We start from the raw sequence: 26,023 nt of genomic DNA, 5'->3' as shown, positions 1-26,023 counted from the left end.
CCGCATTGTCGCCCGCTCGGACAAGACCGATCAGAGCATCTCAGCCAGGATCTATCTCGCCGCCAGCCTCTTGCCCACGAATGAATGTCTACACGCCTTGATCGGTCTGTAGGCTTACGTTCTGACCAAAAGGATGGCTTCGACTTCAACCGCCATACGATTCGGCAGCGATCCCATTCCGACGGCGGAACGTGCATGACGGCCGGCGTCCCCTAGAACCTCGACGAGGAGGTCCGAGCATCCGTTGATCACCTTCGGATGATCGAAGAAGTCAGCCTCGGCGTTCACCATGCCGAGCAACTTGACGACAGCTTCGATCCGGTTGAGTTCACCGAGGGCCGATTTCGCAACAGCCAAGAGATTTAGCCCTGTGAGACGAGCCTCCTCATAGGCTTCTTCGACTGAGATATCTCTGCCAAGGCGCCCGGGGCGATACGTTCCGTCCCGGCGCTTTGGCCCCTGCCCTGACAGGTACAGCAGATTGCCCGCCCAACGATACGGCATGTAATTGGCAACCGGTACCGGCGCTTCGGGCAGAGTCAGACCAAGGGCCGTTAGCTTTTCTTCAGGGGTCATGCCAGATTCCTGTTCGTTTGATTAAAGGATCTTCAGCCTAGGATTTAGGTGCTTCCGCGCTTAACAATCTCCAATGTGACGGTCTCGCTGGATACGTCGGGTGCTACTCCGCTCAAGCGGGCGAGCAGCATTTCGCCGGCGCGATAGCCGATCCGACGACAGTCCATCCGAATGGTTGTCAGGCCCGGCGGGATCTCAGCCGCCAAATCGCTGTCCCCGAATCCTGCAATTGCAATATCGTCCGGCACATTCAGCCCACACCTGGAAGCCTCAAGTAATGCACCCATTGCAATGAGATCATTGGCGCAGAAAACAGCGTCAATCTTCTCATGACAGGCTAGGAGCTGGTTTAGAGCCCGCTGGCCATCCGAGAGACCTGAAACCGTATCCAAGTTCAGCTCTGCCACCAGCTCGAGATTCGAGGCGCGCACACCTTCACGGAAGCCCCCCAGGCGCAGTTGGCCGCGACCTCCGCTTCGCCCGATGAACGCGACGCGGCGGTATCCTTGCGCCGCGAAGTGCTGCGCGACCATTCGACCGCCATCGGTATTGGAAAACCCGACCAGCATATCAACCGGGTCGGGTGGGAAAGCCCACGTCTCCACGACGGGAATACCAAGATCCCGCAGGAATGTCCTGTTTTCTTCCAGCTCCACCACACCGGTGAATAGGACAGCCGCCGGACGCAAGGCCATAAGCGACTGAATCATCGATGTTTCCCTCGCATAAGAATACGAGGTTTGTCCGATCATGAGTTGGAACCCATGCGGCTCCATCACTTCGGCGCAGCCTTGAACGGCCAGTCCAAACTGCTGGCTGTGAATGTTTGAGACGAAAGCCGCAACGATGTTCGAGCGACCGGATCTCAATGCTCGCGCATGAGGGTTGGATGCATAGCCGGTAGCCTCAATGGCTCGTTGAACCTTGAGGCGTTTTTCCTCCGATACCCGGTCCGGCTGGCGGAGAGCCCGCGAAACCGTGATGGGCGAAACCCCGGCAATGCGCGCCACTTCCTCGATGCGCACGGGCTTCCGGTCGACCCCGTGTTCAAAACTGACGGGTTTTCCGATGCGGACGACTTGATCAAAGGTCGGTGACACGGATCCTCCGTCTCGGCTCCCATTCATCGTGCTGGCCAGTTTAGAACCGCCCGTTCGTCAATCGGCCTTGCGACCTGGATCAGGCAGTCTCCTGCCTCGCTGTCTGTTGGAAGCCGACGTGCGATGACAATTCCGGACTCGTGGAAGCGAAGCGTTTCTTCCGGCGCGTCGATCCGGCTTAGATCGTGATACCACCCTGCAACGTCGCCTTTTTCCACTCGAGCGCCAGGAACGACAGCGGGTTCGAACCAGCCACGACGGGTGGCAAAGATCGATTGCTGATGGCTGTCCAGAGCAAGCAATTGCATGGGCTCACGATCGCTGGCCTCAGAACCGAGCACCCGCTCGTCGACGATACCGAGTTTCAGCAGAAGATTGTCGATCGCCCTGCTTGTCGCAGCCATCGTTCCAGGGGTAACCGTTCCGCCGCCACCAAACTCGCCGCTGAGCCCGATGGCGCCCGCTCTCGCGGCGGCGGCCATAGATGTAGGCGCTGTGGCGCCATTCTCGGCAATAAAACCATGGCCGAGACCGGTCGCCTTCATCAAATCCAAAGCCAGCGAGAAACGATCCGGCGGTCCTTGCCGCTCGATGAGCGCACAGGGCAGATGACACATTGTCGTGCCACCGGAATGGAGGTCAAATACCACGTCGTGGCGTGAAAATAACTCCCGTTCAAGGAAATAGGCGATCCGGAAGGTGGGTGATCCAGCGAGATCCCCCGGGAAGGCTCGATTGAGATTACCGTCATCCAGCGGAGAACGCCGCCGCGCGGCCATCACAGCAGGCGTATTGGCGACAGGCAGAATCGTGATCTCCCCCCTGATCATGTCCGGACCGAGATGACGGATAAGACGCATCAGCGCGAGCTCGCCTTCATACTCATCGCCATGATTGCCAGCCATCAGCAAAACGCGTGGACCGGTTCCCCGCTTGATCCGCACCATCGGCACCTTGACTTGAAAGTAAGGGGAGCGATCAACCGAGAAGGGGATACTGAGAAAGTCCGCCGACTTTCCTTCGGCGGTGAAATCAAGCGAATGGTACACGCCCGTATGCATCAAAATAACCTTGAAAAGGGCGGCGGCGAAGGATCGCCGCCGCGGGATCGGAGCTGAGAATCTTACATTTGCGGAAGCGTTTGAGCTTCCTTGAAGTGCTTGAGCTGGAGCTCGTTCAGCTTGCCATTCAGTCGATTGTAAAACAGGAAGGTGTTGATCCAGTTCAGAAGGTTCTGCTCTCCTTGGGAAACTCCAACGTGCGCGGGAGACTGACGGATCAGATACTTGAGCTCGACCTCTTTGCCGGCATTGTCCTCGGCGACCTTCAAGGCAATCGCGCTATTCTCGGCAAATGTCTCCGCCTGACCGGACAGGTACGCCGCTATGGCCGACGGCGTATCTTCGAAACGCACAATCTTCGCATCCTTGGCATTGTCCGTCAGCCACACGTCAAGTGTGCTACCCTTGGAGACCGCGATCGAGTGTCCCTTCAGATCGCCGGGATTTTTGGTAACTGGCAGGCTCTTCGGACCGAATACACCGAGGTTCACGGCGGCGTATGGCTGGGAGAACATGACCTGCTGCGCTCGCTCCGGTGTAGCACCCATCGCAGCGATGAGAACGTCGACTTTGTCGGCCAGAATACTCGGAATACGGCTTGCGCCTGTCAACGGCACGATTTCGAGCTTTACCCCCATATCGGACGCCATGAGCTTAGCGAGATCAACGTCCAGACCCGCGGCTTCGCCCTTCGCATCCTTGAACCCCCATGGGGCGGCGTCCAGGAGCAGACCGACCCTTAGCGTTCCTGCACTGAGGACGTCCTGAAGCTTGTCAGCCTTGGCCAATGTGGGCACCGCAATGAGAATGGATGCTGCCGCAGCAGCAATCAGGTTGCGTAACTTCTTCATGAGTGATCCTCTCCTTGTGCTAGCCTCGTCGTAGGTCGCCTCTCTGGCGCGCTACTTGATCGAGCTGATGAAACTCTTGAGTTCTGGCGTTCGAGGGTTCGCGAACAGTTCGGCAGGCGGTCCCTGCTCCCAGACTTTGCCTTGATGCATGAACACGATCTTGGAGGCGACATTGCGCGCAAACCCCATCTCGTGCGTGACGAGAGCCATCGTCATGCCCTGCCGGGCCATGTCCTCCATAACCTTAAGCACTTCGCCGACGAGCTCCGGATCGAGGGCCGAGGTTACCTCGTCAAAGAGCATAAGGTGTGGCGCCATGGCTAGGCAGCGGGCGATGGCCACGCGCTGCTGCTGGCCACCAGAGAGCCGCTCCGGATAGGAGTCTACCTTCTCTGCCAAGCCGACTCGCTCGAGCACCTCGAGCGCCAGCTGGCGCGCCTTCTGCTTACCAACTTTGCCGGTGAGAACAGGAGCCAAGGTGATGTTCTTCTCGACCGTGAGATGCGGAAAGAGATTGAACGCTTGGAACACAATCCCGACGCGCTGCCGAAACTTCCGCAGATCCGGCATGTCCGTCCGGACGACCTTGCCTTCCACCCGGATTTCGCCACCATCGATCTGCTCGAGTGCGTTGATGCATCGAAGCAGCGTGCTCTTGCCAGATCCGCTCCGCCCGATGATGGTAACGATCTCTCCTTCGTTGATGTCGAGCGAGACGCCCTTCAGAACTTCATTCGCGCCAAAGCTCTTGCGTACATCACGGATTTCAACGAGCGCCATTGAGACGAGCCTCCAAGGAACGCGACCAGATGGTGAGTGGGAAACACATTGCGAAGTAGATAGCGGCGACGATTGTGTAGATCAGCAAAGGCTGGAAGGTCGCCGCGCTTGCCAGCTGGCCTGCGCGAGCAAGCTCGACGAATCCAACGACGGATGCCAACGAGGTGCCCTTGATGAGTTGAACCATGAACCCGACCGTGGCCGGCAGAGCAATGCGCAGCGCCTGTGGCGCAATCACATAGCGGAACTGCTGCCACCGCGTTATGCCAAGACAGGCAGCAGCCTCCCATTGGGCCTGCTTCACCGCTTGAATACCACCGCGCCAGATTTCGCCGAGGAAGGCACTGCTGTACGCGGCAAATGCTATTCCGACGGCCACAATGGCAGGCACCTGGACACCCAGGAACACAGGCACGCCGAAGTAGAAGAACATCAGGAGCCCAAGGAGTGGGATGCCTTGAACCAGCTGGAGATATACAGCCGCCATCCAGCGTAGCGGTGCGATCCTGCTGATCCTCATCAGAGCAAGGGCGAGCGCCAGAGGCGCCCCGATTGCAATTGCCAAGGTGACGAGAATGATCGTCCATTGGAGCGCAGCAAAGAGCGAAATCAGATCGGACGTTGTAAAGACGCGCATGTCTGCCCCTTATCAGCGTCGCGTTGGCCAGCGAAATGCCAGCCGGCCAACAACCGCGAACATGCCTTTGAAAGCCATTGCGAGTATGAAGTAGATCGCGCAAACAACGGTATAGACTTCGAAGCTGCGGTAGGTGCGGCTTTCGACGAAACTCGCCGTGTGGAACAGCTCTTCGGCTGAAATTTGGGATGCAATAGAGGTTCCAAGCAGCAGCAGCACGAACTGGCTCGTGAAGGCAGGATAGATATTGCGCAGTGCAGGTGCGAGGACGATGTGTCGGAACACCTCCCAGCGGGACAGTCCAAGGCAGGCCCCCGCCTCAATCTGGCTCCGCGGAATAGTGTCGAGTCCAGAACGGATGATCTCGATTGCATAGGCTCCAAAGTAGATGCTCAGGGCGACGCTTGCGGCTTCGAACGGGGGCAGCTTCAGACCGGAAGCCGGCAGGACGAAGAACATCAGGAAGATCTGGATCAGTGAAGGCGTGTTCCGGATGACCTCAATATAGCTTTGAATGAGCCATCGCACCGGACGTGGGCCACTGCGAACGAGAACGGCTCCCAGTAGGCCGATGAGAGTGCCCGCAACGGCCGCGATACCCGTTAGGGTCACCGTAAGAACGACACCCTCGATGAAGCGATCCTGATAACGCCAGAGCTGTTGGAAGTTCAGAGTCATGACCGCCTATCCGAAATAGGTCCGAAAGGCGGAGCGAACCTGACCGTTCTCATCCAGCCCATAGAACACGCGCCAGCGATCAAGACACGTGCAGGGATGAGAAATTCCGAACTCCACAACGTCTCCAACCGCAAGATCGGTCCCGGGCGAGAGACTGAGAAAGGCATGCTGATCGTTCAGCTTGCTGACGCGCAGAGGAACCGTGGAGCCGCCACTGGGAAGCGGGCGGCCGTTACGGTAGATATTGAGCGCAACGGGCAGGTCCTGATCGAAAGAGACGTCCCGCATCCCCATGCCGCAGATGGCGAGTTCCGGTTCCGGACGCGAAAGCACCTCAGCCCACAGTCGCAGCGCCGGGGTGAAGGCAGCGACTGCGGAACGGGTTTGACCGTCGATCACGAACCCTTTGCGATCGTCCATGGCACGGAGCGCACGCTCATAAACGCCGTGATCGTGAAAGAAGATCGCGCCGCTGCGCAGAACGAGGGTGGCATTTCCGTCTGCCGTTACGATCGGCCGCAATGCCGCGACCACCAGGTCGAAGAAGGCGGACCCTCCTGCACTCAGCAACAGCGGAGTGCCTGGAGCCTGCTCTCGCACCAAGTGGAATGTCTGCGCGGCAAACTCGGAAAGCTCCTCGATCGCTTTCCGGGTAGCCACCGGATCGGCACTGGCCACTGCACCTTCATAGGCCGCCGCTCCGGCAAAGCGCACATAGTCGGGGTCCGACGCGATGCCGCGGATCACGTCCCTCGCCGAGTTGATATCCCGTGCACCGGCACGACCGCGCCCGACCTCAACAAGGACCGGGACTGGCCGGCCGGCATATTGACCCGCAACCGCAAGTGCACCGACCGCCCGAGGCGAATCCGCGAAGACTCGCACATCAGCATCCGGATATCGCTTGAGCAACTCACCCAGCCGCTTCCCGCTCGCATCGCCGCCAATCTGGTTTGCAAGAAGCAGCCGCCGGCACCCGGCCTGGAGGAGAACGGCCGTCTGCTGAAGGTTGGCCGTTGTAGCCCCCCAGGCACCCTGCTCCAGCAATAGCTTGACGATATCGGGAGACATTGGCGTCTTGGCATGTGGCGCGAGGGCAGCACCGTGACTCCTCGCAAAGCCGAACATCTGTCCGCAATTCTCGCGAAAGGCAGCCTCGTCCAAGGTCAGCACAGGCAACGGCATCGAGTTGTCGGCCGGGCGCCATGCTTGAGACACAACAGTGTCGTGGGAAACCGAGCCGGATCCAGGAGGTATTCCGCGGATCGTTTCGTCGAGGGGTGATCTTAGGTCCGCCATGTCCCATCCATCAAATGACAACGTTACCATAGCCGCATCAAGCCAAAAGACAACGTTGTCATTGGCGGGAAGCTTAGTCGCCTTTAGTCTAATGCCTGTGGACATTCACTTTGGGCGCCATGAGACTGGCGACAAGAGAGATCATGGCCGAGAAGCTCTGATCGGTCTTGTTGTAGCGAGTAGCGATGCGGCGGAACTGCTTCAGGAGAGCATGAGGTTCTGTGAGGCAATCAGGCAGCTGACCGTCTGAGGCCCCTGTCATTGTCGTTCGTCATATCCGGGTACCAGTGCTCGAGTGCGGCACGCAGCGAGCCATCCAGGGCCCTGGTTCGCGTCTGCAGAAGCAGATGAGCTCCGCGCAGGCTCTACTGCGTCTGTTGCTTCTTGGCAAAGCGCTTGCTGATCATCACGTTCACCGTTGCCACGATAAAAGCCGAGGAGATCCGCTCACCGGATCGGTAGCGCTCGCCATAGTTGATCAGGCTGGCCTCGTTGCTGGCAATATTGGCTTGGAACGCCCGCATCGCCGTACTGAACTTGCGCAGGTTGGGATAGCGATTGTCGAGAGCTTCCAGTTCGAGCACCAGATCATCGATGACCTCCCGAGCGCGGTAGCTGTTGCCGTGCCAGAGGAACCACTTGATCCGGCGCAACTCATCGATCGCCGCCGCACCGGCCTCCTTGTCATGGTGCACCAGACCCTGGGCGAACTGCCGCAGGACCGTGATCCGCATGGTGATTTGAAAGCAGTCGAGCACATGCTCGCTGCACGAATTGATCCGCCCGGCAAGCGCACGGACCTCGTCGCCGCCATCGGTGATAAAGGCCAGATCCTGATCGGCCTGGAAGCCCTGCCAGTGGAGATGGTCAATGATGCGACGCTGCGGCTTGCGATCGTAACCATGGACAAGACCGATGTAGCGGCCTCGCCCTCCTGGGCAAGGACTGGCTGCCAATGAGCTCACAGTCCTTCATCCTGTCGCGCCAATTACGGATGTAGCCGCTATCGAGGCCAATGACCATCCGTCCCACGGGAACCGGCAGCTCCTCCCAATCGTGAGGATCTGTGCCCTCAGAAAATGAGGCTTGCTGAAGAACGAGATCGCCTTCCATCTGCTCGGCAGCCCGCAGGACGTGCGGACGTACGGCGTTGCGTTGACGCCGCTCCCGACAGAAAGCACGTCGGCCAGGAGATCGGCGGCTGCCGCATAGGGACATGCGAGGCCCAGCGGGTTTCGAGGTACAGGCGCTGCAGTGCGACATGGGCGGGAAGCAGCGGCGTCAGCGGCGAAATCGTCGCCGGACCATTGGCCTGCCGCTCTTTGGGAACGTAGAAGCGGGGGCTCTTGAGGCGGACATTGCCGAACTAGGTCCGAAAGGCGATCGGGTGGCTGCCCTTGCGCCGGGGTTTGCGGCCGCTGATCGGGCAATGCCGGTGCTTCTCGAGCCAGCCATCGACCTGAGAGCCTCGATGATCCGCTGCTGAGTGGCCGCTATAAGGGCCTTGCTCTCGGATAGGGACAGGCCCAGATCCTCGGCTCCATCGGCGACCTTCGCCAGGTCACGGCATCATAACGGTTTGTTAAGGTTAACGGAATAGTTTCCGGCATCATCCCATTGTGGCGGAACACGATATGAGAACCTTCATTACAGCGGCTGCGGCCTTCATCGGCCTGAACGTCGCCGCATCTGCAGCTGATCTTCCAGGGCGTACCGTCGATTTCCCAATTGGCACTTCAGTTTTCACCTGGACCGGTTTCTACGTCGGTGTGAACGCCGGCGTCGGCTTCAACAACGGCGATGACGATCTCGTGTTCGGCGGCGACACCATCCTCGCCGACAGCGACAACGACGCGAGCTTCGTGGGCGGCGGTCAGGTCGGCTACAACTACCAGATGGGCTCCTTCGTGGTCGGCGTGGAAGGCGACCTGCAGTGGGCCGATTTCGGCAGCACCACCTATGACTTCACCGGTCTTGGCGGCGGCCTGATCACCCGTGATTCGGGCGACTGGTTCGGCACGGTTCGTGCTCGCGCCGGTGTCGCGTTCGACCGCGCCCTGATCTACGCCACCGGCGGCTGGGCCTTCGCGGACAACCGCAACGGCTGGACGGTCGGCGGCGGCATCGAGTACGCCATCACCAACAACCTCTCGGCCAAGCTCGAAGGCCTGTACGTGAAGCTCAACAGCGACGACTTCACGGTTCCGGGCGTTGGCACGTTCAGCACCGGCGACACCGATTTCGGTGTGGTTCGCGCCGGCCTGAACTACCGCTTCGGCGCCAACTAAGATCCGTCGTATCCGCGACAGAAAAGGCCCGGGGAAAACCGGGCCTTTTTGTTTGCGCTTGGATCCTACTCAACAGGGGAAAAAAGGCCGCTCATCGGCGCCATGAGTGTTGATATGTACTGCGGCCGGCACTCGAAGAACTCTCCGCTCGCAATTCGCCAATCCGGATGACCGTACTGTCGAGGCCAGCGCCACGTTTCTCTATCATTAAAATAAACGATAGCCTCCAGGTGATCGAACGCTCCTATACGTTCCAGAGCACATTCCAGCGCGGCCTGCCTGAACCCGTCGTCGCCCTCCACTCCAAATTCTGCCAGGACGATCGGCTTGCCGAATGAAGCCACCTGCTTGTGCAACGCATCAAACTTATCCTCGAAGCTGCGCCAGTCTTGGTGATCTTGGTTCCAAGCCTGTAAGTCAAAAAGCTTCAGCCCAATGAAATCCACGTAATCGTCGCTAGGGTAATATGCCCCGAGCGTCTCCTCCCCCTTGGGGGTCCATCCGAAGCGCGCATGCGGTGCAAGCGGTCGGCAATGATCCACAAAGTAATGGAATGCCTTCTTGTACTTCTCAGGATTCTGGTTAGCCCAAGGGTAACGTCCCTCTTGCTCATCCATTTCGTGCCCCCAGGTCACCATCACCGGCGATCCGGAGGCACCCACGGCGCGACAAACCGAACCGATTTCCTTATCGAAGCCACCATTGATGATGTCGTCCAGGAGAGTTTCCCGACCTCGCGTCCAGTTATCTGCGCGGGTCCATGGCTCGACCGTCACCATGACCTCGCGACTACGCTCGGCCGCGCTTTTCGCGAAGGTCTGGTATTGTTCCGGACTGAAACGCTGCCAGTATACAAAAGTGTGTTCGATTGCGATGCTCTTCTCGTCCTTGAGCAAGCGATGTGGATCATAGACCCCCAGTCTAGGATACCTCGAAGCCTCGTCTGCCAGCACGGTGCACCGGAGATTGGCGACTGCAAACGCGCAGACGAGTATCACAAGGCCAAACTTACACTTCATCTGGTTATCCTCATGTGATGCCTATAGCCAGGTACGTCACTTCCGCTTCCGTCGGCCGGATGCTTGAGCTGGTCGCTTCGAAGAAATCGGAACGGCGATCCGGTTGCCTGGGACAATCATATTGAACTCGTCAGATTCTGCTGTGGGCGAGTGCTTGAAGACATACCAGGAGCCATTCGGCTCCTTCCTTTGATAGATCACGTCACCCCACGCATAATGCGTGAAGCAGCTTTCCGAATGTGTCTTGCCGGTCTGGGACCGCCAGCTCCCCCTGAAGCACAGGCGACCTCTGTCATTTGCGGTCCACTCGCCATCGGCCATCGACATGCGCCCATTCCAGCTATCGATTATGGCGCCGAACCGGCCGCTCGGATCCATATAGCCGCCGCCATTCTCCCAGAGCCATGTTCTACCGTTGTAAAGCTGGCGGAGTTCCACCGCGGATAAGGGGCGTCCAAACGTATCGTCGCTTCCCTTTGCCTGCTTCTTGCTCACGGGCCTTGCATCGGCCGTCGAGTAGGATGCTTGGCCCACCGTGAGCAATGCGACGATGCAGAGCGCAATCCGTTCCGTAGAAAAAAGACTTCGCATACATTGCATGACTTTTGCTCCAGACACGATGCGGCAATCTTCTCTTCAGACTCCGGGTCGTTGCAGGCAACGGCCCGAAGCGGCAAATTGCAGAACTCCCTGCCGCACTGTCAGCGCTACATAGCAAGACCGTAGAGATACTTTGACCTGAGGTGCGTCATCTTATCGCCAATACGATTACCTGTGATGACTTTCCTGAATTCATCCTTTGGCCCGACGCGCGGACTCTTGAAGGTGTACCACTCGCCATCTTGGCCCTTCCTCTGAAGGATCCTTCCATTCGCGACCTTGTGGTAAAAGCAGGTCTCCTCCGCGTTCTTACCACTCTGGCCTGCCCAAAGAGCCTGGAAGCACAAGGCGCCCCGATCGCTTGTCGCCCACCGCCCGCGAGCGAGGTACGCGGTGGCAGGGCTATTGCCTACGGCACCATAGAACGAGCCGCTCGGATCAAAATACCCGCCGCCGTCGGTCCACATCCAAGTCTTGCCGCCATACATCTGTTGGAGCTCACTTGAGGTCATGGCACGCTCTCCGGACGCCGGAGTTGTTACATTCGGCTTGCTTGGCTCAATAGGCGAACGCCCACCTGCGATTGACGCCCGCCCCATCGGCTGCCGCGCCGCGACCAGTTGCCCAAGAGAGCGACGTCCATTGTCGGAGCGTAGATTGCAGCGGCAGACAGACCCATCAGGCTGCGCAACGACACGGCAATTTTGATAGAGACCTACATCTCGCACGGGAGGCGTGCACTGGCGGCCGGTGGCGGCTTGCGCGAGCGCACCCACCGTAGAAGCCAGAAGAGCAGCAAGCCCTGCGAGAGTCATTCCATAGGCACGTAACATTATGATGTTCCGAACGTGAGAGCATGGCCAACGCGACCACCACGCGATGGTTAATGATCTAAAACCCAAGCTTGGAGGGATCAAGACAATTTGTGCAAAATTTAAATAAAATTTTACTAAATTGTGAAGCTGCGCTAGAGGGTCATGCGGGGCAGGTTGGAGGACGGAAGCTCAAAGGCTCGGCAACCGTGCGTCTCAGGCACTCCTACCATCGACGAGGTGGCTTTATGAAAAATCGAAGCACAGTGTATCTCAAGCGTCAGGGTCTCCATGCCTCCGTCGCGCCGTCTGCAACGCGGTCCTCTGCAGGTCTCTCCAAAGACAAGCGTATTCTCGTCACGGGTGGCGCGGGGTTCTTGGGATCCCACCTTATGGAGCGCCTCATCACTGCCGGGCATAGCGTTGTCTGTCTCGATAATTTCAGTACGGGAACCCACAGCAATATTACGCACCTGCGTGGACGCGGCCTCGAAGTCGTCAATCACGACGTCTCGCTTCCGTTCGATCTCGGACCATTCGACGAGATCTACAACATGGCGTGTCCAGCTTCGCCTCCGCATTATCAACGCGACCCAATTCAAACAACGAAGACGTGTGTGCTCGGTGCGCTGAATGTTCTGGACATCGCGCGCAAGTCGAATGCTCGCGTCCTTCAGGCGTCCACATCCGAGATCTACGGTGACCCGAATGTTCATCCGCAGCAAGAAACGTACTGGGGGAACGTGAACCCAATCGGCCCCCGAGCTTGCTATGATGAGGGAAAGCGCTGCGCCGAGACTCTATTCTTCGACTATTCCCGCACGCATGGGGTAAGCGCCAGAGTTGCCCGCATCTTCAATACCTACGGCCCACGAATGCGCCCTGATGACGGGCGCGTTGTATCCAATTTCATTGTGCAAGCCCTTCGTGGAGATGACATTACGATCTATGGAACAGGCGAGCAGACCCGATCCTTTTGCTTCGTCACGGACCTTGTAGACGGACTCGTGCGTCTCATGGAGAGTCCAAATGACATCGAGCTCCCCATCAATCTCGGCAATCCGGGAGAGTTCACCATCGGCGAACTCGCCTCCATGGTCATCGACATGGTGGGATCGCGCTCCAACATTGTGTTCCACGCTCTTCCAAAGGATGATCCGCAGCAACGAAGGCCGGATATCGGCCAGGCGAAGAAGTGTCTCGACTGGAGTCCGAAGATCCCTCTGCAGGAGGGGTTGATAAGGACTATCAACTATTTCGACAATGTTCTCTCCGGACCGGCCATGCGCCATGCGCCTGATCTCGCCTATGAAGCGAGGGCCATGTAATGCGTCACCCTGTCCTGGTAACCGGAGGAGCCGGGTTCATCGGTAGTCACACGTGCAAGCTGCTGGCACAAAATGGCTTTGAGCCCATCGCGTATGACAACCTGTCGACAGGGCACCGCGATAGCGTTCGCTGGGGCCCTCTCGTTGTCGGCGACATTCTGGACAGCACCTTCCTGCAGAACACCATGAAAGTGTTCAACCCTATTGCCGTGATGCACTTTGCAGCTGTTGCATCGGTGGCGGAATCGGTTTTGAACCCTGCTCTATACTACCGTGTGAATGTGTTGGGAACCTTGTCCCTTCTCGATGCATGTCGGGACGCAGGTATCGAGAACATCATTTTCTCAAGCAGCTGCGCGACCTACGGGATCCCGTCGGAACTTCCCATTCGCGAGACTACGGAACAACAGCCGATCAATCCTTATGGCGGCAGCAAGCTCATTGGGGAAATGATGCTGCAGCAAGCCGAGCGCACGGCGGGATTTCGACACGTTGCACTCCGATACTTCAATGCGGCAGGGGCCGATCTTGAAGGTGAACTCGGCGAGCGGCATGACCCGGAGACCCATGCAATCCCGCGCATTCTCATGGCAGCGTCGGGATTATCCTGCTGCTTTGAGCTATTTGGGGACGACTATCCTACGCCAGACGGAACATGCGTTCGCGACTATGTTCACGTCTGTGATCTTGCGAACGCGCATCTTCTAGCACTGCGCTATCTGCTCGATGGAGGCGATAGCCTCGCGTTGAATCTTGGGACAGGCGCGGGGCTGTCGATCAGAGAGATCATACAGGCCGTCGGCCGAGTGACGGGACGACCCGTTCCAACCGTATCGAAGCCGCGCCGCCCTGGCGATCCACCGGCACTCTATGCCGATGGCACTCTTGCTCGCGACAAGCTCGGATTTGAGACACGCCATTCGGATATCGACACCATCGTGCAAACGGCGGCTCCTCATTTTGAGCTGAATCGGTTCTCTTCCCTCAAGGCGATCGCCTAACACTCTCGATCCGCCAGCATGAATACGATCATGAACTCCCGAACCGATATCGCGGCATCGAAGAAGCAAAAGCCTTTCCTCGTTCCTCTCCTGAAGCCCGCTGAGAAGCTGGAGATGAGCATTCTTGGCCTGTTGTGGCTGGCCTCGCTTGCGATTTTTTGGGTGTGGTGGCTCGATCCAAGCCATAACATTGCTACGGGCCGGTATGTTTTCGTCAGCCTCATTCTGGGTTGGCTCTCGTTCTGTCCATTATACTTCCTCGTGGTGTTCTATTTCGGCAAGGTTCCAAATTCGGACATCGTCGTTCCGGACAACTACCGTGTCGCCATGGTGGTCACCAAGGCACCGAGCGAACCGTTTGACGTTGTCCGGATGACCCTGGAGGCGATGCTCCGCCAGACTTATCCACACGATACTTGGTTGGCCGATGAGGATCCGCAGCCGCAAACGATTGCCTGGTGCAAGGCGCACGGGGTCAAAATTTCGACGCGCAAAGGATGTTCCGACTATCATCGCGCAGCGTGGCCTCGGAGGACGCGCTGCAAGGAAGGCAACCTTGCCTTTTTCTATGATCACTACGGTTACGAGAACTATGATTTCGTTTCGCAACTCGACGCGGATCATGTTCCCGAGCCGACCTACCTTGAGGAAATGCTGCGACCCTTCGTCGACCCGAGGGTGGGATACGTCTCTGCCCCTAGCATTTGCGACAAGAACGCCATTTCAAGCTGGTCAGCACGCAGCCGGCTTTATATCGAAGCCCCCATGCACGGCGCCATGCAGGCAGGCTACACCGGCCTCCTAACGCCATTATGCATAGGCTCACATTACGCTGTTCGAACGAGAGCTCTGAAGGAAATCGGAGGCCTGGGACCTGAACTCGCTGAGGATCATTCGACGACGCTGTTCCTGGCGGCTCACGGCTGGCGCGGTGTTCATGCAATGGCTGCCATCGCTCATGGCGACGGACCTGCGAATTTCAGTGATCTTGTGACGCAGGAGTTTCAGTGGTCCCGCAGTCTGGTGACTCTCCTGCTCCAGTACACTCCACATCTTTTCTGGAAGCTGCCGCTCCACCTGAAGTTCCAGTTCCTCTTCTGCCAGCTTTGGTATCCCCTGCTTGCGTTCGTATCGCTGGCAATGTTCGCAAGCCCGGTCTTCGCTCTTGCACTTGATGTCAACTTCGCCAGCGTGACATATCCGGATTTCGTCACACATGCTGCCCCCCCTGCCCTGCTCCTGACAGCAATCATCATTCGAGTGGCACAGTATGGTCATTGCCGCCCCGTCAGGACGAAGGTCCTCAGCTGGGAGGCAGCTCTATACCCTCTCATCCGATGGCCATGGGTTCTGATTGGCACTGTCACTGCATTGAGAGATTGGTGGACAGGCGCTGCTGTCGAGTTCCGTGTTACACCGAAGGGATCGGCGGCAGATGCAGCATTGCCAGTTCGCGTTGTTCTTCCGTTCGTCATTCTGTCCATTGGTTCAGCGCTACCAGCGCTTCTGTTCGGTGACGTAGGCAACGCAAGAGGATTCTATTTCATCGCCCTCCTGAACGCGACGTTCTACACGATCCTTACGCTCGTCGTGTTCCTTCGGCACAACGGCGAGAACGATCGTCCGCCGATATTCTCCTTTGCGGCCACCAGGAGTCATTTTGTGCTGCAGGCCATTGCAGCCCTTGTCGTCCTAGTCCCCCTGGCAACGATGCCGATCCGCCTCCCCGATGGATTACATGCTATTCTAGAAGGATCGGAGCAGGTCGCCCCGTCTCGGTATCTGCGTCGCTACGGCATTCGCGCGATTTTCGCTGCCTTGTAAATGGGATCGAACACGCACTGCTCTCGCGAGTTTTCCCATCTTCATCGACACAAGAGGGGTTCTCGCGACGCTTTGCGGATTCGAGAGTGACCGTGAGTTTAACGTATGCCAATTATGAGGGAGCCAACAACACACCTACATACCGGGGACAGAGGTCTTGCAGAACCTGTTGGTACACTCTAAAGAGCAGCCTGAATCGGCGCAGCGCAGCAGCGGTACCTGCTGTTGCCGCTCTCGAGTTCATGTCGGGTGTTTTGTCGCCATTCTCGCCAGCACGAACGGCTGAAATACGAGTGAGTACTAACGGAAAAATCGGATTGGATCTCCTCATCCCGGTTAGGGTGTATTACGCTTCGATTGAAACCGATACAGGCTGATCGTTTTACGGGATGATGTAAAGGAGGCAATCGAGCGACTTATATACAGCATATTATAGCGTTCTATGTGGCACTCAGATCGTAGGGCTGCTAAGCATATTATAGAACATAGGGTGCCTAGATCGTGCGTCGTTAGCTCGGGCTTTCATGGACCTAGTTGAAGCCATAACTAACCATGAGTGTTTGTATACTTAATATGTGAGCAACAATGAAAGAAGAGTACCTCGCGATCATTTCTCTTGCGGAGCGACTGCACCGTCGGACCCTCGACGTATTGCAGATTGAGCTCGCGCGTCTGCGGATCAATGATATTAGCGCTGTGCAGGCAATGATCTTGCTCAATATGGGCACTGAGGAGGTTACTGCCAAAGACCTGATGGTGCGTGGCTGCTATCAGGGCACAAACATCTCTTACAACCTCAAGTCCCTCACCGAAGGTGGATATGTCGTCCAGACGCGTTCAGAGAACGATCGACGTGTGGTTTTGATAAAAATTTCCGCTAAAGGCGCCAAGCTTATGAGGGATCTCAATAAGATGTTCGAACACTTTGCGACTGAGCTGGTTGAGCGCTCTGTAGATGAACGCAAGTTGAGACTCTGCAGGGAAACACTCGATAAACTTGATCAATTTACAGTTCGCCAAGGCACTGCGGCACCATAACAGGCCCTAACGCTGGCGTGAGCTCGGACTAGGAACGCGAAAATAGCGTTTGAAGCGCAGCTTATTGACCTGGAGATAAGGCGGGTATCAGAAGTATCTCGTCTATCGCGCTCGGCGTGGAACCCTCATACCCCTCTGCCAACCTGCTGCAGTTAATCGGATACCTGAGACATCAGGCAAGGCCTGGAGAGGAGCTTATGGCGAGGTTACCTTGAGGATGGGCTGTTCTTCCATAAGCCTCTGTTGCCGCGCCAGGTCGAGTTCGAGCCTGGCGAAATTATCGCTGGCTGAAAGGCTTTGGAGCGCTCTTGTCACGTCTCGCCAGCCTCCTCACTCTCGTTCCGAAGTGGCGCCAAATGTGGGATGATGGCTCGTTCGATCCTGTCGAGCATGTCTTCGACCCACCACGCGTCATCACCAAGATCAGCGACGCCTCCACTTTCTTTATCTCGGAAAGGTGTGATAATTCGTTTGGCGAGCCTAATTTTAGTAGTGTAATCGTCACTCACATCTAAACCTATAATACTATCCTTGGATGGGCCTACTGCTTCGAGAAAACTAATGCTTTGGTAGCGCCCCTCATTAGAGCTTAGTCAACCTATCCAAGAGACCCATCCATATTTATTTCTCCTCGCTTACGCGTCTGCGACGTCAGATGAGAGCAAGACGAGGTCGGCTTCAATCAATCGACGGACCAAAGAGAGGATACTTTCCAAAGATATAAGCAGTTATTCCCATTTATAACGCTACGTCAGTTAACTCAATCCTAATTGGCAATTATGCGAATTATGGAGGTTGATTTGAACGAGATCGACACCAAGGCCACCGCGCGCTCCCTTCGCCCTGTTGCCCTTGGACGGAAGAACGGGCTCTGTGCGGGGTCGGGCGGCGGCGAACGGGCTGCGGCCCCTCTGGCGCCGATCGAGACGGCCCCACTGAAGGTCCTTGATCCGGAGGACCGGCTGCGCGACAGTCTCGCCCGGATCGCGGATCATCCGATCCGCCGCGTCCGTGACCAGCCGTCCTGAAACTGAAAGCCCCATGCAGAGCACGCCACGCCACCTGAAGCTGCTTGAGAAGAAGCTGCTCAGCCTGCCGATCGACAGTGACGCGATGCTGGTCACTGAGCTCGATGGCTTTCTGGCCGGGATCCTTGTCTGCCCTGACCTGATCATGCCGGGCGAGTGGCTGCCCCTGGTCTGGGGCGGGACCGAGGAGGCAGACGCCATCTTTGAGAATGCCCGCCAGGCCGAGCAGCTCGTCGGACTGGTGATGGAGCACTACAACGCCACGGCCCTGGATCTGCAGTCTGGCCGCTATGCGCCGGTCTTCGAGGTCGACACGCGTCATGACGATGTACTCTGGGAGCTTTGGATCGAGGGGTTTGAAGCTGCCCGGCAGTTGCGTCCGGAGAGCTGGATTTCCCTCCTTGACGGTGACGAGGACACGCGCACCGCCCTGACCGGCCTGATCCTGCTGACGCGGGTCGCCCAGGGCGACGGCGACCTGTCCGAGGATAAGATCAAGGAGCTGACCGAACACGCTCCCGACTTGATTGGTCCCTGGATCGAGAGCCTCCATGCCTGGCGGGTGAGCCAGCATCGGGCCGGTCAGCCCGCGCCACCGCCGGCGCCGAGCTTTGGCAAGGTCGGCCGCAACGATCCATGCCCGTGCGGCTCCGGCAAAAAATACAAGAAGTGCTGCGGCCTCAACTAACGGTCGGGGCATCACCGGACGCTTATGGAACACGGGAGCCAAGCCAGCCACCCCACCGCAGCCGCGAGAGGCGCCGGTCGCTCGTCCGAACTCGGATCTACAATAATCGTAAATTTGTCCAGCGTCTCTGGGCCTGGCTCAAAGAGTGGCGAGCTATTTCAACCCACTTGCGCGACCCGCTGGGTCCGCACGATGCGCTACAGCGTCCGATGTGAAATCTAACTCCCCCGACGCTTTAACATTTTGATCTTGAGCATCTTTCCACGCAAAACCGGCACCCACTTCCCGCGTCCGATGCTCGAGCTTCAACTGCCCGGCGACTGCAGGCGCCCACTTCGATGCACCATCTGGAGTGTTGAATTGTATGTATTAGGAGCACGCTTACCAGGTAAGTTTGCTTCTAAAATCAGTTTATCAACAGTGTCGAAACTTGCGCTTAGCTCAATGATAGTATCGAGTGAACGGACACGCCACATCGTATAGCCTGGAACAGTATCGAAGCCGCATCCGATCGCTGGCATTCCCACGCCATCTTTGCCGCCTCTGCATTCGTCGCTGGTGAACACAAATATTCTGGTTTTGTCAAAACGGTAACAGTGCCCCTCATACGCATAACCATAGATAGCCGCTATTGCTGCTTCGTTGGGGGACAGGTCTCGATCCAATTTAATGTCGCCTACGGAGAGTATGAGGCGCAAGTCAGGACCTAAAGGCAGCAGCGCGAAACTCTTATCCTGTATTGCATTCAACTTTACGCCGTACAGGATGACCTCTTCTTGCGCGAATTCCAAACAATTTCCTGGAGCAGGCACATCCTCAGATAAAGACATTTTTATTCCTCCCGAAGTTGGTCGCGAGCCATCGGTCGAAACGCTGCCGCATCGGACGTGAAATCGAACCCACATCCGGTGCGCCGTTCTATAGTGGGAGCATCGAAGTGATCCCCAAAATGCAAGTCCACGTTTGGGTCCGATGCTCTAGGCGGCCGCAGTTTTGATCGGCCCACCGACATGAACTACAACAGCCCCCGCCAGGCAAAGTTGAGATATACACGGTCCGTAAAACGCTTACCTCGCCGGTTTGAAACAGCTTGGACCAACGCTTCAGAAGCCATCGGAAATGAGAAGTTATCTGGATCTAGATAGAACCAAGAGCCGACGAACATTTCACCTACGAGATCCCGTGCCTCTTCCAACGCAGATTTTAGCGCGAAGTGGCTCGCGTTATATGCCTCCCGGAGCTGTACAGCCTCTCGATCCAACTCCTCTTGCCGCAGATCCAGCCGCACCTCTCGGATCGTACGGGTGTCTAACGAAGCAAGCCCCCGTTCTACAAGGATCAACTGAAATATCTCGACCAGGGTGTCGAACAGCGCACCACTAAAGGGTCGCGATCGGTCATGAGCCTCGTCTCCAACATCTCCTATTCTAAGGGAATGGCTAAGGGTTCGAACTTGCTTTTCATCCGACAACTCTGCGAGGCGATCCAACTCATTGGAAATGAGAAGATTGCCACGAGTTCTTCGCAGGATATGATCAAGGGCTGTATCGAAATGCAACAGCCCAAGAAGAGAAATGAAGTCTGCAGCGGCCTCATGGTAGGCGAGGAAGTCGACAGATAAGCGGCTATGACGAGGTACCCCAATTGCCCCTAACAACAACAAGTGGCCTGTCTCATGGGCGATCGCGTCAAAGTTAAGGGCAAAAGGGTAAGGCTCCTGGCGGCTGCTGTCCTCGCCAAGTTCAAGGAAGCCATATCCGGAATGAGAATTGTCCCAATCCAATAACGGTATGATCTCAAGTCGCTTGTAGCTGTCACTGAAGAACCACGAAACCTCCTGCCCCATGTAGCTTTCGCAAATATCCAACACTCGACGCACGCTTGCGAAGGCGTGCGCAGCTAGAAATTGGCGGGTTCCGGGAAGAAGTTCGTCAAAATGGCCGTCAGGTCCAGGCTCAGCAGGTGGGAAGACATCGCCGATGAACGGCGGTAGATACGGAGCAGAATATGGCTCCTTGGGCCGCAGCGGATCGACAACATAAAGACGATGGTCGGATGGTCCACCCCCCACGCGACCACGAGGCGTGGAAATCCAAACCGGCTCTGGCTTCTCGTAGCCGGGAATAAATCGCGGTTGCGGGAAAACAAGAAATCGGGTCCCGAGACGCTGCGAACTTGTGTCCTCTGAAAGATCGAACTCTCGGAACATCTTTAAGAGTCCTGCCCGAACCAAGTATTCAGTATTACACAGCCCTTGAAGCCTGTCACTTCAGGTCAGTCATATTAGCTGTTGTTCACCATTAATTGCCAATCCGCAGCCCTGCTGCCTCAAGATCTGCAAGCCAAGCATCCGTCATCCGAAACGGTTGTTTTATAGACGGCGGAAGAACCTCCGGGTCCCTATTACTCAAAGCAGTTAACAGATCCTGCGCATCGGAGGCCTTTTGGTTGATGGAGTGATCTACAATCCATTCCGCGAGCCTTGGCAGCGATCTGCAAATGTGAGCTGACCGTGTCGTCTCCACAACCTCGAACATTTTCTGATAAGTCCGATCGCGGAAGTCCAGCGCTCGCGCGACCTCAACCAAGGATTTTTGGGTATCCTTACAAATCACGCCCGTCAGAGCAGCCGATCGCAGCGTCATGCGAATGTTGATTAATGCCTCGGACAAAGGACGGGCGCCAATCTCAACAGGGCTCATGGCGACAGCAACCTCGTCGTCATCGGCTCCAATCGTCGCCCGAAACCAACGATAGATAAAACCATGCCCAGCCATGCCGAACTCGTGCAGTTCCGCGGCCCTGAGGGCTCCTATGCTTGCAGCTCCGATAACCTGAACTCCATTGCTGATCGCCCAAAGTAGCTCTTTGTGCCTCACAGCAGGAACACTTGCAAAGGATCCGTCAATGAGAACGATAGTGCGAGGAGAGAACCTTTGAACCGCAGCTATGACTGACCCTTGCTCAGCTGGCGGCAAGTAACAGCCATTGAGAATGTCCGTTGCTGCATCCCGTTCCAAGGAAGGGCCGAGGAATATGACAGTATCCTGCCTTGTAGCCGTCATGTCGGATCCTGACCTTACATATAGCGCGAACACTTATGGAGTATGGCGCATGCCCGGTGCTACCATTCTGATGACATGGATACCGCTCGGAAGTTCGGCATAGAGAGGGACAACGATCGCCCGCGTTGCTCCCGCCTTGCGCAAGGCATGCATTAGGCGTTGAATACTTCGATCGCTGTCGACAAAGTTCGCCTGGGCCAACTCGGGAATCCTGATCACGTTCGTCGGCGCGGCTAGAAAATCCCGCCACTCTGCAAGTTGTACCCTGTCGTGTTTGGTTGGGTAGAGGCTACGAGTAATGTCCTCGCGTGCTCCTGCGATGGCTGTAAGACGCCCCTGACATGCTTCCATAAGAGCGCTTGCCAGTGCTTCATCATGGGTGAAATGACACGCGTAGCCCGCTCCCGGAAGAGGAGCAAGCTCATTAAATCCCTTGTTCTCCATGACATGACAACAATAGACCGGAAGATCGTGGGGAGCCGGAACCAACCATATCCCGACTAGTAGCCCCTTGCTCTGAATCTGCTGGATCAACTTTGCCGAAAGTCCGCCCTTCACGCTTGCTGGATCGACTTGGCATTTATCAAACAGCCGATTCAGCCTATGCGCGTTTGCAATGGCGTCTCTCTCGAGTATCTCAAGGGCAGCTTTGCAAAGCGCCTGATAAAGGCTTCGGCCAGCGCCGAGCCCAGTGGTTGAACGAGGGAAGAGTTCCGGATGAGGCGATGGGACAGCATATACTGTATCCACGAGCGCAAGCGGAACCCACGTGGCCTCGCTCCGAAATAAATCCCAACCTTGAGACCAACTGATCGGCATGGCTCTCCAACTGGCTTGAGTTCCAGCCAGTACAGAACTCTCGTAAGTGTCACCAATCTCGGCCCCAAGTTCTGCCGCTGTCCTGTTCACACTCGCTGGGCAGGGACGTTCTCCCGCCCAAAGCTCTAGCGCCTCCATCAGGGCCGAGATAGTTGCTTGAAGATAGTTGAAGCCCTTACCTTGCGTAACTGCATTTGATAGGGCGAGAGGTCTTGTGACTTGGATGACGGGAATGCGGACACGGTCCAAGCGAGTAATTGAGCCAATGCGTGAAATTCCAAATTCGCGCCGTCTATCGATCAACTCTTTAACGAGAGAGCCCGTCTGCACGGACGGATCATCGCTCCTTAGCGCATAGGGAACAGACCAAATTGATGGCCAGCTGTAATCCAATCCTAGGGCCTCTTACAGTTCATGAAGATCAAGGCCTTTGATTCCTGAATTCTTTTCATGATGGCGCGTGCGTGCTGTCTAGTAGCCGTCTGGACAGATAGTTCGAGATCAGTCATGACTTCACCAGGTTCGTAGTGGGCCGTCGATTTGAGCACAGCCCTCCGCCTATAAAGCTCTGCCAACCAGAAGACGTCAGCGGTTGCTAGCGAGTGCTCAATGGCTCTATCAAGTATCGTAAGTGCTTCCATGACATTCCCTGACATCTCCATCAGCTCAGCCAACATATCGAGATAGATTGGCAAGTCTTCCTCAGTCCCGATCTCCCGCTGCACACGTAGTCCATCGCGGACCAAACCAAGTCCATCATCAGGCGAAGCGCCAGCTCTACACCAGCCGGTGAAGATGCGACTTTTTGCGATTGCGCCAGCCAACCCATGCTCATTGCCGATTTCGTAGAGGCGTTCGGAGAGCGAGCTCACCATTGATCGATCACGGCGGTAGAACCCATGAAGCATAGCCATATCAAGTGCATGACATATGCTTCCAACGTGAGAAATTTCGTCGGCCCATCTCACTGCGGCTAGAGCGCTTTCAATCGCAGCATCGACCTCCCCGACGAACCAAAGCGATTGAGCGCGCTCGCCGAGTGCGCAAACCTTTGCGTCGTGCCCCCCATACCGACCGCGGCTGACAGTTGCTCGCTCAGGGTCATATAGCTTGAGACCGTGCTCTATGCATTCAAGGCACACGAAGTGAGCGCCAGAATGAAAGTTAGCGGCCCAGGCACAGTGAAGGCTCTGTAGCCTTATCTCCGGATTCTGCGAGTTTCGTAAATCACCGACGATAACCTTCGATCGGCCTTGGCGTGTATCAAAATCTGGCGACGTGAACCACCACCCCCAATAGAGCGGGAACCACTTCTCTGGATTGCTCATCTCCCCTTCACGACAGATTGCGATACCTCTCTCATAGATACTGCGCGCCTCATCTGACCCGGTGCCGTAGATCGCCGTCGCAGTCGTCCCTCTTAAAGTTAGAACTTGAAGCAAGACATCCCTGACAGATGGTTCTGCACCACAGATGTTAAGCTGCTCCTCCGCAAATGTAAGCAACTGTTCAGCCTCACGGAGGGCCGAACGTGCGGCACAAGCTTCGGCCGCGTTCAACGCGAACTGTGCTGCTTGGTAATGCCGACCTGATTTTTCACAATGCCAAGCCATTATTTCGTCCGGCATCGATGCCAACTGCCCGGCAAGACATGCTCGAACGATCCGGTCGTGCAAAATCACTCTATCAGCCTTCAACATGCTGTCGTAGGCTGCCTCTTGTAGAAGCGCATGGCGGAATGAGAAGATCGGGTTGGAGGGATCAGACCTCGACACTTCAACGATACCGAATTTTCGCAACTGCTCCAGCGCACCGGTTAGCTGAACCTCCTCTATTGTTCCGAAACAAACCGCTATGAGACTTTGCAGCGCAAAATCACGACCAAATATACTTGCAACTTGCGCAACTCGCCGAGCAGGACCTGCTGCCGCCAGACGCGCAGCCAAAAGGTCACTGAGGGTTGTAATCTGACTACCGCGGAGGATCCGCTCAGCTGCACGCGGATCGATCAAAGAGCCATTTCCCAATTGATCTTGTAATAAACGAACAAACTCTTCAATGAATAATGGAACGCCATCGCTGCGCTGAAAGATTTGAGACACCAGCGCGTCGTTTCCTGCTGGGATCCCAAGTTGCAAGGTCATTTCCTTGACAGAGGCACCATCTAGGGGAGCTAGTTCTATTTTCAGAATATTTTGACTCGCAAAATGTGACAGGTTGGCTTCATCTCTCGACGTTATGATGAGAAGCAAAGGTAGATTTGCTACGTCTTGAATGAGGCGCTCGACAACATAACGTGTAAGTGTGTCAGCCCAGTGAAAATCCTCGATGGCAATCACTTGCGGACGGACCTTACAGGCAGCGGATAACAAATCCAGGATCGCATCAGTCGCTCGTGCCGCAAAGTTGGGATCGGGCTGCGGATCTACGTTTTTTTCAGATATGGACCTCTCGTTAGGAGAATGATTGATCAAAAATTCAATGGTTTCTAAACTGTCGCGCTTGCAACCGGGTGAGATGGTATTGAAGTAAACATCAATGGCTTCCAATGTAACCGACTGGCCACCGAGTGTGTGATTTCGAATTTCTCGTTGCACTCGGTCAATGAAAGGATGAAGTGGACGGGAGTTACCTCGCGGCTGACACTGATACAGCCGCACCAGGGATGAATTCGACTCGAATTCCCTACTTACCTCCGCCAAAAGGCGCGACTTACCGACTCCCGGATCGCCAATGATGATAAGACCTTGCCCGACTCCAGCTTCCGTTTCGCGCCAGAGGCGCCTACATTGCTCGATCTCATGTAGACGCGACACAAAGGGCGTTGCTTGGCTTCGATAGGTCGAGAACCGATCATCCGTCTCACGATGTCTTAAAGGGCGCCAGAGTCGCTGAGGGTTGACGAACCCTTTCAGGGCTTTTGTGCCCATCAACTCGTATTCGAATGCAGACCTCGTCAAGGCGTAAGTAGACTCGGCAACAGCAATGCTATTCGGCTCTGCCTCCGATTGTAGTCGGCTTGCTAAATTGAGGGCCAAGCCGACAAATTGACTTTCCTTTGAGTTCTCTGCACTTGGTGGGTTTAGAAGGACGACGCCAGTCGCAATCCCGAATCGGACGCCAATATCTTGGCCTCGTATCGTCATTTTCGAGACTCGGCAACGTTGAAGAGCAGCAAGCGCAGCTGCTACCGCGCAGTACGCAGCATCCTCAGTAGGCGCTGGATATCCAAAGAACGCAAGCCCGCCGTCACCTTGAGTAGGAGCAACGTATCCTCCAAATTCGGCGATTGCAGTCTGAATTTGCTTGTGAATGACAACTTGAGCTTCGTGGAAATCTTCTGGATCAACTAAATTTAAGAGAGTTGTCGAATTCACTATGTCATAAAATAGAGACGTAATATTTCTGCGTTCACCCAACATCTCCACACCAGCAATTGTTGCATGGTGCAGGTCTACGGAGCCGTAGTTGTTAGAAGAATTCGTCATTAGGACCATGTCCCACTACGTCACAGGAGGCGGACCTCACTAA

General features: G+C 56.3%; 23 protein-coding genes and 1 pseudogene. 7 read left to right on the top strand and 17 right to left on the bottom strand.

Features of this window, described 5'->3' with window-relative positions:
* Positions 1 to 114: 114 nt before the first annotated feature.
* The 9 genes and pseudogenes from AB8841_RS02430 to AB8841_RS02390 all read right to left on the bottom strand — a co-directional run.
* Positions 115 to 576 carry a RidA family protein gene (locus AB8841_RS02430; RefSeq protein ID WP_370434281.1) on the bottom strand — a complete coding sequence of 154 codons (462 nt, stop codon included), beginning with the start codon at positions 574 to 576 and terminating at the stop codon, positions 115 to 117.
* Between the two features lie 44 nt (positions 577 to 620).
* On the bottom strand, positions 621 to 1,676 hold the full coding sequence (locus tag AB8841_RS02425) for a LacI family DNA-binding transcriptional regulator (RefSeq protein ID WP_370434280.1): 1,056 nt from the start codon (positions 1,674 to 1,676) through the stop codon (positions 621 to 623).
* A gap of 23 nt (positions 1,677 to 1,699) precedes the next feature.
* Positions 1,700 to 2,737, bottom strand: coding sequence for a succinylglutamate desuccinylase/aspartoacylase family protein (locus AB8841_RS02420; protein WP_370434279.1), 1,038 nt, complete (start codon positions 2,735 to 2,737; stop codon positions 1,700 to 1,702).
* A 62-nt stretch (positions 2,738 to 2,799) separates the two neighbouring features.
* The gene (locus AB8841_RS02415) at positions 2,800 to 3,588 is read right to left on the bottom strand and encodes a transporter substrate-binding domain-containing protein (RefSeq protein WP_370434278.1); all 789 of its coding nucleotides are present in this window, start codon (positions 3,586 to 3,588) and stop codon (positions 2,800 to 2,802) included.
* A 51-nt stretch (positions 3,589 to 3,639) separates the two neighbouring features.
* On the bottom strand, positions 3,640 to 4,368 hold the full coding sequence (locus AB8841_RS02410) for an amino acid ABC transporter ATP-binding protein (RefSeq protein ID WP_370434277.1): 729 nt from the start codon (positions 4,366 to 4,368) through the stop codon (positions 3,640 to 3,642).
* Entirely contained in the window at positions 4,355 to 5,005 is a 651-nt protein-coding gene (locus AB8841_RS02405; protein WP_370434276.1) for an amino acid ABC transporter permease, read from the bottom strand. The genes AB8841_RS02410 and AB8841_RS02405 overlap by 14 nt, the downstream gene beginning before the upstream one ends.
* Positions 5,006 to 5,017: 12 nt before the next feature.
* Positions 5,018 to 5,677 carry an amino acid ABC transporter permease gene (locus AB8841_RS02400; RefSeq protein WP_370435510.1) on the bottom strand — a complete coding sequence of 220 codons (660 nt, stop codon included), beginning with the start codon at positions 5,675 to 5,677 and terminating at the stop codon, positions 5,018 to 5,020.
* 12 nt (positions 5,678 to 5,689) lie between these two features.
* Positions 5,690 to 6,982, bottom strand: a complete 1,293-nt coding sequence (locus tag AB8841_RS02395) for an alanine racemase (RefSeq protein ID WP_370434275.1) — start codon at positions 6,980 to 6,982, stop codon at positions 5,690 to 5,692.
* Between the two features lie 230 nt (positions 6,983 to 7,212).
* Positions 7,213 to 8,545 (bottom strand): annotated as a pseudogene (locus AB8841_RS02390) (ISKra4 family transposase); the annotation flags it as partial.
* Between the two features lie 71 nt (positions 8,546 to 8,616).
* Here AB8841_RS02390 and AB8841_RS02385 point away from each other — a divergent pair.
* The gene (locus AB8841_RS02385; RefSeq protein ID WP_370434274.1) at positions 8,617 to 9,270 is read left to right on the top strand and encodes an outer membrane protein; all 654 of its coding nucleotides are present in this window, start codon (positions 8,617 to 8,619) and stop codon (positions 9,268 to 9,270) included.
* 65 nt (positions 9,271 to 9,335) lie between these two features.
* Here the strand turns inward: AB8841_RS02385 and AB8841_RS02380 are convergent, their stop codons facing one another.
* From AB8841_RS02380 to AB8841_RS02370, 3 genes are all read right to left on the bottom strand, one after another.
* Positions 9,336 to 10,166 (bottom strand): glycoside hydrolase family 26 protein, encoded by an 831-nt coding sequence (locus AB8841_RS02380; protein WP_370434273.1) that lies wholly within the window; start codon positions 10,164 to 10,166, stop codon positions 9,336 to 9,338.
* A gap of 159 nt (positions 10,167 to 10,325) precedes the next feature.
* Positions 10,326 to 10,784 carry a DUF995 domain-containing protein gene (locus AB8841_RS02375; RefSeq protein ID WP_370434272.1) on the bottom strand — a complete coding sequence of 153 codons (459 nt, stop codon included), beginning with the start codon at positions 10,782 to 10,784 and terminating at the stop codon, positions 10,326 to 10,328.
* Positions 10,785 to 10,996: 212 nt separating this feature from the next.
* Positions 10,997 to 11,488 carry a DUF995 domain-containing protein gene (locus AB8841_RS02370; RefSeq protein WP_370435509.1) on the bottom strand — a complete coding sequence of 164 codons (492 nt, stop codon included), beginning with the start codon at positions 11,486 to 11,488 and terminating at the stop codon, positions 10,997 to 10,999.
* A gap of 461 nt (positions 11,489 to 11,949) precedes the next feature.
* Here AB8841_RS02370 and AB8841_RS02365 point away from each other — a divergent pair, with 461 nt between their 5' ends.
* The 6 genes from AB8841_RS02365 (at position 11,950) to AB8841_RS02340 (ending at position 18,608) form a co-directional block, all read left to right on the top strand.
* Positions 11,950 to 13,029 (top strand): UDP-glucuronic acid decarboxylase family protein, encoded by a 1,080-nt coding sequence (locus tag AB8841_RS02365; protein ID WP_370434271.1) that lies wholly within the window; start codon positions 11,950 to 11,952, stop codon positions 13,027 to 13,029.
* Positions 13,029 to 14,030: a UDP-glucose 4-epimerase GalE gene (gene galE, locus AB8841_RS02360; protein ID WP_370434270.1), complete on the top strand. Its 1,002-nt coding sequence runs from the start codon at positions 13,029 to 13,031 to the stop codon at positions 14,028 to 14,030. Before AB8841_RS02365 ends, galE begins: the two co-directional genes overlap by 1 nt.
* Positions 14,031 to 14,048: 18 nt before the next feature.
* On the top strand, positions 14,049 to 15,854 hold the full coding sequence (locus AB8841_RS02355) for a glycosyltransferase family 2 protein (protein WP_370434269.1): 1,806 nt from the start codon (positions 14,049 to 14,051) through the stop codon (positions 15,852 to 15,854).
* Between the two features lie 585 nt (positions 15,855 to 16,439).
* Complete coding sequence (locus tag AB8841_RS02350; protein ID WP_370434268.1) at positions 16,440 to 16,892, top strand: MarR family winged helix-turn-helix transcriptional regulator; 453 nt, start codon at positions 16,440 to 16,442, stop codon at positions 16,890 to 16,892.
* 800 nt (positions 16,893 to 17,692) lie between these two features.
* The gene (locus AB8841_RS02345) at positions 17,693 to 17,920 is read left to right on the top strand and encodes a hypothetical protein (protein ID WP_370434267.1); all 228 of its coding nucleotides are present in this window, start codon (positions 17,693 to 17,695) and stop codon (positions 17,918 to 17,920) included.
* Positions 17,921 to 17,933: 13 nt separating this feature from the next.
* Positions 17,934 to 18,608 carry a UPF0149 family protein gene (locus tag AB8841_RS02340; RefSeq protein WP_370434266.1) on the top strand — a complete coding sequence of 225 codons (675 nt, stop codon included), beginning with the start codon at positions 17,934 to 17,936 and terminating at the stop codon, positions 18,606 to 18,608.
* Between the two features lie 305 nt (positions 18,609 to 18,913).
* On the opposite strand, the gene AB8841_RS02335 is transcribed toward AB8841_RS02340, so the two are convergent.
* The 5 genes from AB8841_RS02335 to AB8841_RS02315 all read right to left on the bottom strand — a co-directional run bounded on the left by AB8841_RS02335 (position 18,914) and on the right by AB8841_RS02315 (position 25,980).
* On the bottom strand, positions 18,914 to 19,438 hold the full coding sequence (locus AB8841_RS02335) for a hypothetical protein (RefSeq protein ID WP_370434265.1): 525 nt from the start codon (positions 19,436 to 19,438) through the stop codon (positions 18,914 to 18,916).
* Positions 19,439 to 19,623: 185 nt separating this feature from the next.
* Positions 19,624 to 20,817, bottom strand: coding sequence for a hypothetical protein (locus AB8841_RS02330; RefSeq protein WP_370434264.1), 1,194 nt, complete (start codon positions 20,815 to 20,817; stop codon positions 19,624 to 19,626).
* A 91-nt stretch (positions 20,818 to 20,908) separates the two neighbouring features.
* Positions 20,909 to 21,673, bottom strand: a complete 765-nt coding sequence (locus AB8841_RS02325) for a TfuA-like protein (RefSeq protein WP_370434263.1) — start codon at positions 21,671 to 21,673, stop codon at positions 20,909 to 20,911.
* 33 nt (positions 21,674 to 21,706) lie between these two features.
* Positions 21,707 to 22,885, bottom strand: a complete 1,179-nt coding sequence (locus AB8841_RS02320) for a YcaO-like family protein (RefSeq protein ID WP_370434262.1) — start codon at positions 22,883 to 22,885, stop codon at positions 21,707 to 21,709.
* A gap of 2 nt (positions 22,886 to 22,887) precedes the next feature.
* Positions 22,888 to 25,980 (bottom strand): adenylate/guanylate cyclase domain-containing protein, encoded by a 3,093-nt coding sequence (locus AB8841_RS02315; protein ID WP_370434261.1) that lies wholly within the window; start codon positions 25,978 to 25,980, stop codon positions 22,888 to 22,890.
* Positions 25,981 to 26,023 lie beyond the last annotated feature (43 nt).

Source organism: Microvirga sp. TS319 (genome assembly GCF_041276405.1).
In the GTDB taxonomy this organism is placed as follows: domain Bacteria; phylum Pseudomonadota; class Alphaproteobacteria; order Rhizobiales; family Beijerinckiaceae; genus Microvirga.
The sequence above is the reverse complement of the archived record's forward strand: the minus strand, read 5'-3'. Positions and strand labels throughout refer to the sequence as shown.

Bases quoted from the DNA above. Each gene is read 5' to 3' on its own strand.
- galE (WP_370434270.1), top strand. From the start codon at position 13,029: ATGCGTCACCCTGTCCTGGTAACCGGAGGAGCCGGGTTCATCGGTAGT.
- AB8841_RS02415 (WP_370434278.1), bottom strand. From the start codon at position 3,588: ATGAAGAAGTTACGCAACCTGATTGCTGCTGCGGCAGCATCCATTCTC.
- AB8841_RS02420 (WP_370434279.1), bottom strand. From the start codon at position 2,737: ATGCATACGGGCGTGTACCATTCGCTTGATTTCACCGCCGAAGGAAAG.
- AB8841_RS02330 (WP_370434264.1), bottom strand. From the start codon at position 20,817: ATGTTCCGAGAGTTCGATCTTTCAGAGGACACAAGTTCGCAGCGTCTC.
- AB8841_RS02405 (WP_370434276.1), bottom strand. From the start codon at position 5,005: ATGCGCGTCTTTACAACGTCCGATCTGATTTCGCTCTTTGCTGCGCTC.
- AB8841_RS02335 (WP_370434265.1), bottom strand. From the start codon at position 19,438: ATGTCTTTATCTGAGGATGTGCCTGCTCCAGGAAATTGTTTGGAATTC.
- AB8841_RS02370 (WP_370435509.1), bottom strand. From the start codon at position 11,488: ATGGGGCGGGCGTCAATCGCAGGTGGGCGTTCGCCTATTGAGCCAAGC.
- AB8841_RS02430 (WP_370434281.1), bottom strand. From the start codon at position 576: ATGACCCCTGAAGAAAAGCTAACGGCCCTTGGTCTGACTCTGCCCGAA.
- AB8841_RS02315 (WP_370434261.1), bottom strand. From the start codon at position 25,980: ATGACGAATTCTTCTAACAACTACGGCTCCGTAGACCTGCACCATGCA.
- AB8841_RS02355 (WP_370434269.1), top strand. From the start codon at position 14,049: ATGAATACGATCATGAACTCCCGAACCGATATCGCGGCATCGAAGAAG.
- AB8841_RS02350 (WP_370434268.1), top strand. From the start codon at position 16,440: ATGAAAGAAGAGTACCTCGCGATCATTTCTCTTGCGGAGCGACTGCAC.
- AB8841_RS02395 (WP_370434275.1), bottom strand. From the start codon at position 6,982: ATGGCGGACCTAAGATCACCCCTCGACGAAACGATCCGCGGAATACCT.
- AB8841_RS02340 (WP_370434266.1), top strand. From the start codon at position 17,934: ATGCAGAGCACGCCACGCCACCTGAAGCTGCTTGAGAAGAAGCTGCTC.
- AB8841_RS02385 (WP_370434274.1), top strand. From the start codon at position 8,617: ATGAGAACCTTCATTACAGCGGCTGCGGCCTTCATCGGCCTGAACGTC.
- AB8841_RS02365 (WP_370434271.1), top strand. From the start codon at position 11,950: ATGAAAAATCGAAGCACAGTGTATCTCAAGCGTCAGGGTCTCCATGCC.
- AB8841_RS02325 (WP_370434263.1), bottom strand. From the start codon at position 21,673: ATGACGGCTACAAGGCAGGATACTGTCATATTCCTCGGCCCTTCCTTG.
- AB8841_RS02410 (WP_370434277.1), bottom strand. From the start codon at position 4,368: ATGGCGCTCGTTGAAATCCGTGATGTACGCAAGAGCTTTGGCGCGAAT.